Origin of the sequence: Pararobbsia alpina, assembly GCF_902859895.1 — a bacterium.
GTDB lineage: Bacteria > Pseudomonadota > Gammaproteobacteria > Burkholderiales > Burkholderiaceae > Pararobbsia > Pararobbsia alpina.
The window spans coordinates 314,096-329,079 of the sequence record NZ_CADIKM010000004.1; the positions used below are offsets into that span (position 1 = coordinate 314,096).

Below are 14,984 nucleotides of genomic sequence, written 5' to 3' on the forward strand. Positions count from 1 at the left end.
AAATGCAGAAAATAAAGTCACCCGCCGTTCGCGAGTCGTGTCAATTCGACCCCGGCAAACGAATACGGCCCCTCATCCGCATAGGTTCTGAACTCCAATGCCACCGAGGGATCCGTCACCTCGAACTCCATTCTGTCACCGCAGCCTGCAGCCGCGATTTGCGCCCCATTCTCGGCCACATCCACCCGACAGTTCCCTTGAATCCGGAACCTTACGGACCATCGTCCTCTCGGCAGATTGATATATGGCCCATATATTACGATCGAATTCCGATCGCCCGGTGTTACATAGCAGATATCGCCCGATAGCTGGCCCTGTTGGCCGTACGGGAAACACTCGGCAGGAATAACGCTGCATACCCGTTCATATCCATATCGATCATATGCATGACCGATCACCGACTCGATCTGGTGGATCTGTCCCAGAGTCAATACCTCGCGATATCGACCGGATCGCGAATCGATGATATGACGCGCAAAAAATCCCGTCCCACGATGCGCGACATGCTCTCCCACATCGAGCTCCTGGATCGGAAGATCGGAAAGCTGGGACAACAGGCCACGAACCGCCGCGGCACTATAACGCTCGAAAATTTCGCCGATCTGCTCGCCGCTCGCCGCCGTCCCCAGATACTCGGCTATCAATCCTACCGTTTCGATTTTTTCAAAAAACCTGTCCTCGTAGCGAAGCAGGAGCACATTTTTGAAGTCAACGTCGTCGAGATAAGAAAGACTCCTGGCGACGTCTCTCAAGCAATTTTCAAACGGTCGGTCGAAACGCTGCATCAGGGAAACGACGGAATCGCGCGGGTCCCGGATCGTCAAAATGGATTTTGCGGCGCCGACATCCATCATGAAAAGAAAGTCGTTTTTCGGTTGATGCGATTTGAGTATCGCATTTTCAACTCGTCGCTGATGGTTCTGAGCCGCCGTCTTCATTTCACTGACATAGCCCGCCGTCACCTCTTCCGAGCCATTTAGTTTCAAAAGAGATTTGACGACATTATCCACCCACGTCGACGCAGACCCTTCCACTCCCACATTCAGCACCAACATAGCTTTACGTCACCCCTTATGATCGCTTACTATTTCTCGGCAAACGACGGTTTCGAAAATGTCAATTTCCGGTTAGGACTTCGTCGTATAGCGATTGAAGCTTCTTCCGGTACGATTCCGCTCCAAAGATCCTTGCCCGCACGATGCCCTCTACCGAAAATCTGCTCCGCAACGATTCGTCAGCGTCCAGCATTTCCAGGCCTCGCCTGATGTCACCGATATCGTACGGATCGACACAGATACTCGCGCTACCGGCAATTTCCGGAAGCGAGCCGCCATTGGAACAAAGCGTGGGCGTACCCAATTGCATGGCCTCCAACACCGGCAGACCAAACCCCTCATACAAGGACGGAAAGACGACGGCCTTGGCGGCCCGAATTAGGCTGATCAGGAACGGCCGGGGAGCATAGTCGAAAATATGGATCTTGTCCCCTTCACCGGAATTTTTCTTTTCAATGCTGTCGTACAATCGCATTTCGTCGTCCGACTTCCAGGCTCGCGAGCCCACGATCACGAGCTTGGTGTTCAGGCGCGCGGCAAGAAAGGCCTCTATCAGACGGGAAACATTTTTCTTTGGCTCAATCGCGCCGAAAAACAGGAAATAGCTCTTTGGCTTGAGACCATAAATCCCCTCGACCTCCTGCTCCGCCTCTTCCAGAGTTTTCTGTCTCGCGGATAAATTCGTCTCGACCGATTGGTAGGTATTCACAATCCGCCTTTCCGGAACGTCGAACATCAACCTAATGTCGTCCTTCGAGCGCTCGGAAACCGTGCAAATCCGTTCACCATTTTGGATACACCCCTTGATCAAACGATAATAAAACCGCTTGTTGTCAAGCGTCGTATAGGGGAGACGCAAAGGTACGAGATCGTGAATCGTATAGATATTCGGCACACCCACCACCCGGACAGGCAATGGATACGTCCAGTGCATCACATCTGGCGGATTATCGAAACGGACCGGCAGGAACTTCTTGTGCCGGGCGAAATAGCGCCGGGCAACATTAAAAAGATTCTGTACGTTATATATAGCCGCCTCTTGGGGCAACCGCGATTCGAAGCGCCGACTCTCTACCATGCCGGACAGAGGTACTTTGAATGCCTCGTAACCAAATGGGGCACGAAAGAACTCCTTGGTAAAGTCGTAGGCATCAGCGATCGTGCCCCGTTTTTTTGCGGTACCCCCCAAATAATCGAAAAACGAAATTTCCCGGACCAGATTGTTATATTTCGGCGAAATGGGTGCGCCGTACAAAGTCCATGCATCCCAACCCAACTCGACAATATTGTCCGCCAAGTTCTTCGCATATGTCGCGACGCCTGTACCGCGTTGCAATGCAAGATTATGTCCGTCAATCGCTACAACGCGTTTCATTTCGTATCGTTCATTTGAAAAGCCATGCCTCGATATGGCATTGCCTGTAGCTCTTAGTATGTCAAATCCGGGACAACCGCCCCCCTGCTCCCGATCAGGCGATTGCTCGCTCCAGTTCTTCCAGCAGAATCGGAGCGGTACCGACCTTGCCGACGACAACGCCGGCGGCACGGTTCGCCAGGAACGCCGCATCTTCAAGCGTGTAACCACTGGCCAGCGCAACCGCCAGCGTGCCGATCACCGTGTCGCCCGCACCGGAAACGTCGTAGACCTCACGTGCTTCGGCGTGAATCCGGACATGGCGCCCCTCGACGAACAGGCTCATTCCCTCTTCGGAGCGCGTCACCAACAGCGCCTTCAGTTCGAGATGCTCGCACAACGAAAAGGCCTTGCGTTCAAGCTCTTCCTCGTTCGACCAGCTTCCGGTGACCTGCGCGAATTCGTCGCGATTCGGCGTCAGCAGCGTAGCGCCACGGTAAGCCGAGTAATCCGACCCCTTCGGATCCACGAGCACGACCTTGTTCTGGCGGCGCGCATGCTCCATCATGCTCACGAGATGCGTCAGCCCGCCCTTGCCATAATCCGAAAACACTATAACGGCATGCCCGGCCGACTGCTTTGTGAACAGATCCGAGAGCGGAAGCAGCATCTCGCGCTCCGGACGCTTTTCGAAGTCCGCGCGCACCACCTGCTGACCGCGGGCAAGCAAACGCAATTTGATGATCGTCTGGAAATCGTCGGCACGCAAAAAATGGCAATTCACTCGAGCCGTCTCGAGGATCTCGGTCAAATCCTCTCCGGCTGCATCCCGACCGATCGCGGATATCAGGCTCGTTCGGGCGCCCAGATTCGCAATATTTACCGCGACGTTCGCCGCGCCGCCAGCCGTGGTCCTCACCTTGGCGACATGCACGACAGGGACAGGAGCCTCCGGCGATATGCGCGCCGTATCTCCGAACCAATATCGGTCGAGCATGACGTCGCCGGCAACCAGCACGGTAGCTTGAGAAAAATTCAGGCTCATTTCGCGGCTCTATATAGCTGGGGGAAAAATTAAACTCGGTGATTCTATTTGCGACGCATTTGAAGTTTTGCCGGGAATTCACGGCAAGACGGAAAAAGCTGTTGCAAGATGATAAGGCGTCGTCGACGGCATATCCGCTCGCGTCACCGAGCCATCCGGCGCCAGACATTCGTACCAACCGCGCTCGTGCAGGAATCGGCTGCGGAAACGGTCCGCCTCGCCATCAAGAGAGGATCGCACCGCGCCGTCCACGTGAGTCGCAAGCGCACGCAGATATTCGGTTTGAGCCCAGATCCTCTGCGTCGCGTCGATAATCGTGCCTTGCTCGTCAACCGTAGCGCAAACACCGCCCGTCTCCGGATTGACGCCATGCCGGCGCGCAAACTCGAAAGCGCTAGACAGAGACGCGCACAATCCGGCTGCCTCGAATGCCGGGTGTTGACCGCCAAAAATCAGGAAATACCATTCGAACTGGTGTCCGGGCTCCAGCCAGTTACCCGGCCGACCGACAGGTAGTTCGGCAATGCAACCGGTCGGCGCATGCACGAAGGTACCGGCGATCGCCTGAGCCAGCGAAGTCAGACGGGCATCGTAAACAGTGTCGCCGGAAGCGCTTCGCGCGGCGAGCCACGCTTCCGCCAGATGCATCATGGGATTTTGCAGCGGCCCCTCTCTCGCAGCAGAAAATTTTTCGGACATCACCGCGTTCATCAGCCCCGGAGCCTGCTCACCGACACCGAACTGCTCCTCTATCAGAGCGGCTGTTCGGTTCATCACTTCGAGCGCTTCAACCGAACCCGAGGCACGCGCATATTCCGCCGCGGCGAAAACGATGAATGCGTGCGTATAAAGGTCCTTCTGACGTTCCTTCGGCATCCCGGCGGCATCGACGGAAAAATACCAGCCGCCATGCTGCCGATCGAGGAAATAACGCTGAAGCGAGGCGAACAACACCGCGGCATGGTCGAGCTGCCCCGCCAGCGAAAAGACGAACAGTTGACGTGCGCACGCCATGGCCCGATAGCGCGACGGCGGCAGCGGCTTACACGTGTCGGACGATACGGCCTCGAACGCCAGCCCCAGCTTCTGATTGAAACCCGGGCCGCGCCAGATCGGGAAAATCCGTTCGGCGTAATGCCTTTTCAGTAATACAGATACCGCCAGAGACGCATCGGATATGTCTCTCATGTGTGTTTCGAACATCCCATATAAGAAAAAGCGAACTCTCCGGATTCCGGTTCATTTGTCGGAATCCGACTGAACTCGCCACAAGCCGGCGACTTACTTAAACGTTTGAACGCCATTGACGATCGGATATGCAACAGAGAACACAACGTTCAGGAATTTCTGTAGTTCGGCAACTGGAGCATTCGACACGTACAGCACGTCTTTATTGTGCATCATAAAACTTTGCGCAACGAAAAATGAATTCGGGTCACGAAGGTTCACACGGTACACCACGGGAACCTTGCCATCCGCAGTAGTCCGGATCGGCTGATTCGGCCAGTCAAGCGCGTGTGCGTCTTCCAATCGGAAGATAAATACGCCCCGGGCATCTGAGCGCGAATCTTCAAGCCCACCCGCTCGCGCCAGCGCCTGAGCGAGCGAAATGCCCTGCGCCTCAAAATTGATTTCCTCATTTTTGCCAGTTGCCCCTAGCGAAGTAAAGCTGTACGGCTGATAGATCGCCGTCACCACGTCTCCCGCCTTGAGCGGAACGTTTTGATGAGGATCGCGAATCACACTTGACAACGGCATGGACGCGACTTTTTCGCCCCGGGTGATCTGCACAGTGATCTTGTCGATCGGCTGACGTACGCCGCTAGCAGTCGCCAGCGCGTCCAACACCCGCTCGCCGCGAGCGCTCAGCGGCATCCGGTTGTTATTGACAACATCACCGACCACCGTTACGTAGGACGTGGCGTTCTGTGAAAGCGTCACCAGCACCTGTGGATCATGCGCCAGATTCTTGAGCCGGAGGGCGATATTGCCTTGAAGTTCGGTCGGCGTCAGTCCCGCGGCCTTAACCGAGCCAACAAAAGGCACGTTGACGTCACCGCTGCCATCTATCGTCTGCGCGGGCAGCGTCGTCACGCGTGCGCCGCTTGAAACATCTTTCACATCGGCCAGCCCGCCACCGAACAACGTGGCCGGCGGCGCTTCCCAAATCGAAATTTCGATCGTATCGCCAACGCCAAGCTGATTGCGGAATGTTATCCCGCCGCCCAGCACGGACGAAAACTCGTCGCTCTGGCGTTCCGCCATCAACTTGCGCGCGATAGCGTCGGTCATATCGACGATCTGGATGCCTGAGGCGTTTGCCGCGGTGCTTGCCGCTTGCTCAATCCGGGAACGTGTCGGCCCGGAATCCGGAATCGACGAGCATGCGCCGAGCAGAACCACGCTGCCAGCCAACACAATATTCAACACTCTGCAAGATAAATGGGACATTTTGAAAGCTAGGGAAACGCTGATCAATAGGCTCGTCGCTGGCGTTGCAGATGAGTCAGCTTGTGAATTTCAGAATGACGAAAGAATTCAGCCGCGACCGAAGCGGGTTTTGAGTCTAGGGGTCCCACTTATCGAATACGCATGACGGACTTTCGCTATGGTCCGAGCGCAGCAGGTTCCTCGCGATCACCCGGTTCGCCAAAGCGAACCGGCTGAACAATCGCGCCGTGTTTTTTTGGCGCCCCCCCTTGTAGCGGACCTTGCGATGGTGAAACAGATTCTATTGGTCACGCATTTGCCGCCAGCACTTTCCACTTCTGCAAAGCCAATCTGCCGCTTCATGGTCGCGGGTCCTTTCCGTGGGCTTCCTTCTACAACGTCCTCGGCCTCGTCAGCGATGACCGCCGAGCCTGATAAATCAGTATTTCCGTGACGGAATGTGCCTGACACGCTCTAAATTTCTAACGATTCCAGTCTGAAAGACGATACGGGGATCTGCCTCCCCCGCACCCTGGACATGCCCTCGCATTTCCTATCCGATAGTTTTCCGGCAGAACCGAAACCGACAAGTACCTTGAAGGGAGGGGAAAAATGAAAGGAATCGCGGGAGGGGGAGGGCAATACCGTAGCAGTACCGACATTACCCTTGCGTACGCACCTTCTTGAGCAGGGCAGTGGTTGAACAATCGAATTCGAATGGAATGGACAGCGCCTGGCCGCCCCAACTTCTCACGAGCGCTGCCTCGGCCAGCACCCCCATATCGTAGTCCCCGCCTTTCACGAAAATGTCGGGGCGTATCGCTTCCATCAGCTCGACCGGAGTCTTTTCCTCGAATCCGACCACAAAGTCGACCGACTCGAGCGCGGCAAGAAGGGCCATCCGATCCGCCTGAGTATTGACCGGCCGATCATCGCCTTTGCCCAACATGCGGACCGAAGAATCGCTGTTCACTCCGACGATCAGGCAAGCACCCAGCGCCTTGGCCTCGGCCAAATAGGTCACGTGTCCACGATGAAGAATATCGAACACGCCATTCGTAAATACCACGGAACCACACAACGAAGGAAGCAGACTAACGATCGCTTCGCGACTGATCAATTTATGTTCAAATGAAACCAGCATAGCTTTGTTCAATCAAATAAAATACCTGTGCTGATTTCCAAAAAACACTCACAGGCACCGGCGAAAGACGCGACTGTCCGTCGCGAGCATCCTGCCGCCGGCCAGCCGGGAATTCCCACAAACGATTCACGGCGATCGGACGACCTTACCGACTCCGCGTCGCGGCCAGCATACACTCACTCCTTTTGTTCTGCAATCTTCCATAACCGGGGGACGCCGACTTCGAAAAACCGGCAACTTGTAAAATGCCTGAAATCCGATCGTCCGACACTGCTCGCGCGTCCGTGCATTGACGGCTATGCACTGCATCGGATACAACAAGTTGTTGGTCTAAGTTTGCTTCGGATTCTCTCACGTTATCGGCTAAAATTGCGTGCTGCAAAAAAGAGTACCGAACGTCAAAGAACTCTGCGCCGAAGCCAACAAGAAAGACGTATTACACTTGTGTCGAAAATTCTCCTTGACGTCACGCGTTTGCTAAACCGCCTTTATGATCGCCTGCTGCCCACCGGGGTAGACCGCGTCGGGCTCGCCTACATTGAACGATACGGTGGCCAAGCGCGCGCCGTCCTAGGTGAACGCGGCTTTTCCACGGTCTTAACAGAGCGCGACTCACAGCAAACATTCGATTGGTTATTGTCATCAAGCTGTAATCGACGTTCGATTCTCAAGCTTGTGGTGCGCGCTTCCATCAACAGCTTTCATAAATCAAGTTTCAAAGACGGAATTCTGCTGCACACAAGTCATAACGGAATGGAATTTCCACGCTACTACCACGCGATGACGCGGCGGAACGCTCGTTCGGTCTTCATGGTGCACGACCTGATCCCGCTGACACACGCTGAATACTGCCGGCCAGGCGTCGATGAAGCTCACCGGCGACGCATTCACACCGCGCTCAAGTACGCCAACGGCCTGATCACGAATTCGCAGGCGACGCTCGAGTCGCTCGCCGCAGAAGCCTGCACTGCAAACTTGCCAATGCCGCCAAGCGTCGTCGCTCGCCTTGCCTCGGGCGTGACACTGCGCGCACGGGGGCCACGCCCGCTCGACGCCCCCTATTTCGTCATGCTCGGCACCATCGAACCGCGCAAAAACCACTGGTTCATTCTTCACGTCTGGCGGCGCCTCGTTGAACAACTGGGAGAGACTGCTCCGAAGCTCGTCGTGATAGGGCGGCGAGGCTGGGAGTGCGAGAACGTCGTCGACATGCTGGAGCGCTGCGCGCAGTTACCCGGTGTAGTGATCGAGGAAGGGAGTTGCTCCGACGAGCAGCTCCACGCCTACCTGCAGCACACACAGGCGCTGCTGTTTCCTTCGTTCGTCGAAGGCTACGGGATGCCGCTCATCGAAGCGCTCGCCCTGCGCGTGCCGGTGCTGGCCAGCGATCTCGACGTATTCCACGAAATCGCTGACGACATCCCAGACTATCTCGATCCGCTCGATGGCCCCGGTTGGCTCGCTCGCATTCGGGCCTACGCACGCGCGGACTGCCCCGCACGTGCTGCCCAGCTCGCGCGCATCGACCGCTTTCGCGAGCCCACTTGGAATGAGCATTTCGAGCACGTCGACCACTTCCTCGACACGCTGAACTAAATGAGCCAACCGAGCCCGGCTGCGTCGACCTCGACGCTCAACCTCCACAGCATCACGCGTGGCTATCGCTTCGCGAGTTGGCTCACTGGACGCTCGGATTACGTGTGGGTCGACCGCTGGACCGGTCGCCCCGCGCTTCGTCTCTCTCGGGCACTCGGTGCACCCGCGACCGCGGCGTGGCCCGGTCCGATCTGGTCGAACGCGGCATTCGGGACGCCCCTTCTCTCGTGGTTCGTCGTACCCATGTCCGGCATCAACTCGGACGCCTTCGTCACCGCGCTCAAAGACGCACTCGAGTGCGATCGCTCGCTTGGTGCTTCTTCCGATGTGGCGCGCCTGATGCAACGCGTCCTCGCCGCCCATGCAACAAGTGCGCGACATCGGCTGCCGCGATGCCCCGTCGAACTGCTCGAAGCGCGCCATGCAACGCGCGTGCTGTTGATCGACGAACGTGAGTCCTCTCCGGGCATAGGGGCGACCGCCGCGCGCAACCGACGCGACGCATTCAGCCGGACCCTCAACGCCGCCCTCGCCGCACACCCCGTTGCGGAGTTCTGGCTCGCGCGCTCGTCCGACGCCGGGTCCGGCCGCTGGCTATCGTCGACCGTACGCACGTTGCCACCTTGCACGCGATTCATTGACGAACAGTATTCGATCAGCGCGACCCTGCAACAAGTGGACCACGTTTACACGGTCGGCGCCTCCGAAGGTATGCACGCACTGCTTGCACGCATTCCGGTCCACGTTTTCGGTGCCCCCTACTATGCGGGGTGGGGTCTCACCCACGACGATCCGCCGCTCCCCAACCGCAACGCGCGTCCGACGCTTGCCGCGCTGTTCGATGCTGTCTTCCTGCGTTTCGCGCGCTATCTCGACCCGTCCACCCACGCGCCCGGCACGCTCGACGCGCTGCTCGACAGCATTGAGTTGCAAGACGCGGTACAGCGCCGCTTCGAGGACTTGCGCCGGGTGGTAGGCGTGCGCTTCCAATGGTGGAAGCGGCCGTTCGCGACGCCTTTCCTTGCCGTCGGCGGCGGCTCGCTGCGTTGGACCCGCGCTTCAGCGACGCTCGCCTCTGATGAATGCGCAGCGCTGTGGGGCGCTCGCGGCACGCGAGGTCTGCCGAAGCACGTGCCGCATGTGCGCATCGAGGACGGCTTCTTTCACTCCACCGGTCTCGGTTCAGACATGATCGCGCCGCGCAGCCAGGTGATCGATCGCCGAGGCCTCTATTTTGATGCAAGCCGGCCCAGTGACCTTACGGTGCTGCTGAACGAAACGGACTTCAGCGACACCGAACTTGCCCGCGCCGCCGCGCTGCGCAAACAGGTCGTCCTGCTGGGCGTCACCAAATATAACCTCGGCCGACGCCAGCCGGAGTGGAGGGCTCCCGCAGGCAAACAGGTCGTCCTCGTCCCCGGACAGGTCGCTGATGATGCGTCGATTCGCCTCGGTACCCGCGCAATCGCGACCGCCGATGCGCTACTACGCGAAGTGCGCGTGCGCCGCCCCGATGCGTTCATCGTCTACAAGCCTCACCCCGACGTGCTGTCCGGCAATCGCACCGGTCTCATCCACGCTCAACAGCTGGCGGACGTGGTCGACACGGATGCAGATCTCCTCTCGCTCGTCGACGCTGCGGACGAAGTCCACACGCTGTCGTCTCTCGCGGGCTTCGACGCGCTTCTACGTGGCAGGACGGTGTTCACCTATGGGCTGCCCTTCTACGCCGGCTGGGGCCTGACGCATGACGCGTTGGCGCCGGTCCCGTGGCGCGATCGTAGCCTGTCTCTCGACATGCTGACCGCGGGTGTGCTGCTGCGCTATCCGATCTATTGGGACTGGTGCACGCGCCTCTACACCACGCCGGAAGCCGTCGTTGAGCAACTCGCGCCGCTGGCCGCACGCCCTTTGGGCAAAGTTCGCGGCAACTGCTCTCGACCTTTTCTGAAGGCGGCGCGCTGGACCCGCAACGCGTTACGTCACGCGATATGGCGCTATGAGCAATGGAAGAACGGGAGCACGGAGACGCGTGACGGCTAAACAAACAGGAAGTGAGATCGGAAGCACACTTCCGAGAATGTGAGTCTGTAGTCGAAGCTACTTTAAGTTAGAGGGATTGCAGCATGAATATCTATCCAGTCATTCTGTGTGGAGGTAGCGGCACCCGTTTGTGGCCGATGTCGCGCGGGGGGTATCCCAAGCAGTACCTCAAACTGACAGGCGACAATACGCTGGTCCAGCAAACCGCTCTGCGTCTGCGCGGCATTGACGACATCGCCGCCCCAATCATCGTCACGAACAACGAACAACGTTTTCTCGTTGCCGAACAGATGCGCCAGGTGGGCGTGACTCCGTCATCTATCGTGCTCGAGCCCGTCGGACGTGACACGGCCCCGGCTATCGCCATCGCCGCTCTGCTCGCCATGCAGGCGTCGCCTGATGCGCTATTGCTGATTCTCCCGTCCGACCACGTGATTCTCCATGAAGCGACCTTCATCAAGATTGTCGAAGCAGCCGCTCGGATCGCCAAAGACAACCACCTCGTCACGTTCGGCATTGACCCAACAGAACCTCACACCGGCTACGGTTATATCCGCAGCGGCGCTCCATTGACCGACGGTTCGCAAGCCTTTGCAGTCGACGCATTTGTTGAAAAGCCGAATGCTCAGACGGCCCAGCGCTTCCTGGACGATGGTGGCTACTACTGGAACAGCGGCATGTTCATGCTGAAGGCCTCGGTCTACATGGACGAGCTGCGCCGTTACGAACCGGAGATCGCGCGCCAGGCCGCGCTCTCATTGCAAGATGAGGCACGCGACCACGACTTCCTTCGGCTCGGCGCAGACGCGTTCTCCGCCTGTCCGAAAGTGTCGGTCGATTACGCGGTGATGGAGCGGACGGAACACGCCGCAGTTATCGCGGCGGCCGACCTTGGTTGGAACGACATCGGGTCATGGACTGCACTCGCTGACCTCGCCGAACTCGACGCGGAAAGCAATGCCCTGCTCGGAGACGTCCTAGCCGAGGAGACGACGAATTCGTACGTTCGCGCCGAACACCGGATGGTGGCAGCAATCGGACTCGACAACATCGTGATCGTCGAAACTGCTGACGCGGTGCTCGTCGCGCGCCGCGACAAATCGCAAGAGGTCAAGAGAATCGTCGAACGACTCAACGCCTCCGGACGCCAGGAATCCATCACGCATCGTCGTGTCGTACGACCCTGGGGATCGTACGAAGGCATCGACCAGGGCGCGCTTTCAGGTCAAACGAATCATTGTCAATCCGGCGGCCCAGCTTAGCCTGCAGATGCATCACCACCGTGCGGAACACTGGATCGTTGTGAAAGGCACCGCGCTCGTCACAAATGGAGACCAGGAAATCATGCTGACTGAAAGCCAGTCAACCTATATTCCAGGCAAGATTCCGCTCGAATTGATCGAAGTTCAATCCGGTGCTTATCTAGGCGAGGACGATATTGTGCGGTTCGAAGATACGTATGGACGCGCCGTCAAGTAGTCTAAGGATCGGAGTCGGTAGAGTTCACGTAAGAATGGCCGGCTTCGAGAAGGATACAAAAAACCACGCGAGAATCGACGACGTCGACTGCCGGCGCATTGAGCAATTTGCCCGCGGACCCTGGCGCCGCCATGCTCTATGGCCAGCGCAAAGACCGGCGTCAACACCGAGCACATCCCGGTTCAAGTTTCGAAACGCCGCTCCTTAAACAGCATCAGCGCACAAAAAATCACCGCGCATGCCGGCGCCACATACCAGGCTGCAGACATGGGATCGCCGGTCCATTTGATCAATCCCGTCACGATGAATTGAGCGGTGCCGCCAAACAAAGCAGCTTGCAGCGCGTACGAAATCGCGAGGCCACTGGCGCGCACTCGCATTGGAAGCGCTTCAAGCACGAGCAGGGCGATGATGCCGGCGCCCATCGCCACCGCTACGCTAACGAGTGCGACGCCACACAGGATAGGCAACGCCGTGTTCGCACGGGTAATCATCAGAAAGACCGGATAAACCAGAAGCGCCGTGCATCCCGATGCGAGAAGGGCCAGTGGCTTGCGGCGAGGCAAACTGTCTGCAAGACGCCCGGACAGCGGTGGAATGACGACAAGCAGCAGCGCAGACAACGCGGATGCCAGGAATCCGGTGATGGCGGGCATATGCATCACTCGAGTCACGTAGCTAGGCATGTAATAGACGATGGAGTAAACCGGTATGGATTGCCCCATCATCATCAGTATCGCCAGGAGAACCGTCGTGCCATGTTCGCGACACAACTCGGCGAGCGGCATGCCCGCATTTCGTGCGGCTGTGGCGGTCGTTGCCGGAACAGGATGCTCACGAAGCCGACGGCGAACGTACAACCCGACTGGCGCGATAAAAAGACCAATGAGGAATGGAATACCCCAGCCCCACGAAGCAAGCGCAAGTGGTGACATCGTGCTAGTGAGAAGCATACCGAGAGATGCGCCCAGCAACGCGGCCGCGCCCTGGCTACTTAACTGCCAACTGACCCGATAGCCGCGACGCGATACCGGCTCTGCCTCCAACGCCAAGGTCGCTGCAACGCCTATGTCGCCGCCCACCGCAAAACCTTGCAGCGATCGACCAGCGATGACAATGAGTGGCGCGGCCACGCCAATCGAGGCATATGACGGACACATGCCAACCGCGGCCGTCCCCAGTGCCATCATCCAACTGGTTTTCGTCATTGCTGCACGGCGCCCCACGCGGTCAGCGTAAGCACCCATCATCATCGCGCCAAGAGGCCGCATGAAAAAGCCGACGCCGAATGTGCCGACCGCCAGTAGCAGCGACGTCATCGGATCTGTCCGTGGGAAGAACTGGCCGCCAATCATCACCGCGAAGAAGCCAAAAACGGTGAAATCGAACACTTCGAGTCCAGTGACCAGCGATGTTGCGACAACGATCTTGAGGAGCTCCCGGCGATTCTCTTGATTTCCAGAGGGCTGGGCGGATATCGCGACCTGGGGCGTGCACATTCTTATATGTTACCGCGCTCGTAACGAATGGGAGCCAGGAAATCACGCTGACGAAAAATTAATCGACCTCTATTCCGCTCGGCTGCATGCACCGACTGGCGAACCCGAGCAAGATCACCGCAGGCGCTTCAATGCAATAAACTCTCCGACATGAGATGCCGGCATTCCTCCCAAATCAACATCCGGGCTAACTTCCCCAAAGGACTCTTCGGGTTCTGAGGATCCGGCAATCCAGGCTGTTTCCCCGGCCACGCAACCATCTCTTGCGCTGGCATCGGACGGGCTATCCCATAACCCTGAGCGGCGTCGGCGCCGAGAATCGCGATGGCTTCAAGTAGCTCCGCGCCCTCGATCCCTTCCACGAACACCGATTTGCCAAGCGAGTGACCAAGCCGGGTCAAATGGTAAATAAAATGCAGCACATTCGAAGCGTCCTCGCCGACGTGCCTCGCGATCCCCCGGTCAATCTTGACCCAGTCGAATGGCAGTTCTCGCAATCGGTTCAGACTACTGTGCCCAGAGCCTAAGAAGGTGTTGCGAAATTGAGTTGAGGGGCTGTTAACTTTTCTGACTTGGTGTTAACTTCTTGTCTTGTTTTGCCTGACAGGAAGCGATGGCTAAAGAACTCATAGACGACGGTGGTCACTCATCAAACCACTTCTGCCCGCGCGAGCACCGCGCAATCGCCAGTACGCAGGACGCAAACCGACACCAGACCGGGCGGTGCTGACTGGCATCGTGTTCGTGCTGCGCTCGGGCATTGCGTGGAACCTGCTGCCGCAGGAAATGGGTTGCGGCTCAGGCACCGCCTGCTGGCGACGGCTCGTCGCATGGCAAAAGGCCGGTGTCTGGCAACGTATCCACGAAACGCTGCTGGCGGAGTTGCGCCGCCGTGGCGAAATCGATTTGACGCGTGCCATCGTCGACAGCTCGTCAGTTCGCGCCATGCTGGCGGGAAAAAAACCGGCCCCAATCCCACGGACCGGCGCAAGCTCGGCAGCAAGCACCACCTCATCGTCGACGCGCAAGGCATCCCGCTCGCGGTCATCCTGACCGGCGCAAACCGCCACGACATTACCCAGCTCGATGCACTGGTCCAGGCCATTCCACACATTCGGGGCAAGCGCGGTCATCCCTTGCACAAGCCGCAAATCCAGGGCGACCGGGGCTATAGTCGACTTTGGTCACCTTCCCTGTCCTGAGATCCAGTAGCGGCTGGTAGTGCATTCAGTGCATCCGATCTGAGCAGTGCAGCCCAGTGTTGCCGGATCGCGTACGGCACCGTATCGGTATGTCCTTCCCGATTCTCGATACGAGCAATGGCGAACCCCAGGAGGGT

General features: G+C 58.1%; 10 protein-coding genes and 2 pseudogenes. 4 read left to right on the top strand and 8 right to left on the bottom strand.

Annotation, left to right across the window (positions count from 1 at the left end; genetic code table 11):
- Positions 1 to 17: 17 nt before the first annotated feature.
- The 6 genes from HV670_RS07160 to rfaE2 form a co-directional block, all read right to left on the bottom strand.
- A complete protein-coding gene (locus HV670_RS07160) occupies positions 18 to 1,055 on the bottom strand; it encodes a sulfotransferase domain-containing protein (RefSeq protein ID WP_175104041.1) in 1,038 nt (345 codons plus the stop codon).
- A 61-nt stretch (positions 1,056 to 1,116) separates the two neighbouring features.
- Complete coding sequence (locus tag HV670_RS07165) at positions 1,117 to 2,430, bottom strand: glycosyltransferase family 4 protein (protein WP_175104042.1); 1,314 nt, start codon at positions 2,428 to 2,430, stop codon at positions 1,117 to 1,119.
- Positions 2,431 to 2,524: 94 nt separating this feature from the next.
- Positions 2,525 to 3,454, bottom strand: a complete 930-nt coding sequence (gene rfaE1 / locus HV670_RS07170; protein WP_175104043.1) for a D-glycero-beta-D-manno-heptose-7-phosphate kinase — start codon at positions 3,452 to 3,454, stop codon at positions 2,525 to 2,527.
- 78 nt (positions 3,455 to 3,532) lie between these two features.
- Complete coding sequence (locus tag HV670_RS07175) at positions 3,533 to 4,642, bottom strand: AGE family epimerase/isomerase (RefSeq protein ID WP_175104044.1); 1,110 nt, start codon at positions 4,640 to 4,642, stop codon at positions 3,533 to 3,535.
- A gap of 93 nt (positions 4,643 to 4,735) precedes the next feature.
- Positions 4,736 to 5,905 carry a polysaccharide biosynthesis/export family protein gene (locus HV670_RS07180; RefSeq protein WP_175104105.1) on the bottom strand — a complete coding sequence of 390 codons (1,170 nt, stop codon included), beginning with the start codon at positions 5,903 to 5,905 and terminating at the stop codon, positions 4,736 to 4,738.
- Between the two features lie 640 nt (positions 5,906 to 6,545).
- Positions 6,546 to 7,028, bottom strand: coding sequence for a D-glycero-beta-D-manno-heptose 1-phosphate adenylyltransferase (gene rfaE2 / locus HV670_RS07185; protein WP_175104045.1), 483 nt, complete (start codon positions 7,026 to 7,028; stop codon positions 6,546 to 6,548).
- 444 nt (positions 7,029 to 7,472) lie between these two features.
- On the opposite strand from rfaE2, the gene HV670_RS07190 reads away from it, so the two are divergent.
- The 3 genes and pseudogenes from HV670_RS07190 to HV670_RS07200 all read left to right on the top strand — a co-directional run bounded on the left by HV670_RS07190 (position 7,473) and on the right by HV670_RS07200 (position 12,146).
- Positions 7,473 to 8,624, top strand: a complete 1,152-nt coding sequence (locus tag HV670_RS07190) for a glycosyltransferase family 4 protein (protein WP_175104046.1) — start codon at positions 7,473 to 7,475, stop codon at positions 8,622 to 8,624.
- The gene (locus HV670_RS07195; RefSeq protein WP_175104047.1) at positions 8,625 to 10,667 is read left to right on the top strand and encodes a capsular polysaccharide biosynthesis protein; all 2,043 of its coding nucleotides are present in this window, start codon (positions 8,625 to 8,627) and stop codon (positions 10,665 to 10,667) included.
- Between the two features lie 83 nt (positions 10,668 to 10,750).
- A pseudogene (locus HV670_RS07200) lies at positions 10,751 to 12,146 on the top strand (mannose-1-phosphate guanylyltransferase/mannose-6-phosphate isomerase).
- A 182-nt stretch (positions 12,147 to 12,328) separates the two neighbouring features.
- On the opposite strand, the gene HV670_RS07205 reads toward HV670_RS07200, so the two are convergent.
- Together HV670_RS07205 and HV670_RS07210 are read right to left on the bottom strand one after the other, a co-directional pair.
- Entirely contained in the window at positions 12,329 to 13,645 is a 1,317-nt protein-coding gene (locus tag HV670_RS07205; protein ID WP_175104048.1) for an MFS transporter, read from the bottom strand.
- 128 nt (positions 13,646 to 13,773) lie between these two features.
- A complete protein-coding gene (locus HV670_RS07210; RefSeq protein ID WP_246257079.1) occupies positions 13,774 to 14,142 on the bottom strand; it encodes an EAL domain-containing protein in 369 nt (122 codons plus the stop codon).
- Between the two features lie 116 nt (positions 14,143 to 14,258).
- On the opposite strand from HV670_RS07210, the pseudogene HV670_RS07215 reads away from it, so the two are divergent.
- Positions 14,259 to 14,817 (top strand): annotated as a pseudogene (locus HV670_RS07215) (IS5 family transposase); the annotation flags it as partial.
- Positions 14,818 to 14,984: the final 167 nt, after the last annotated feature.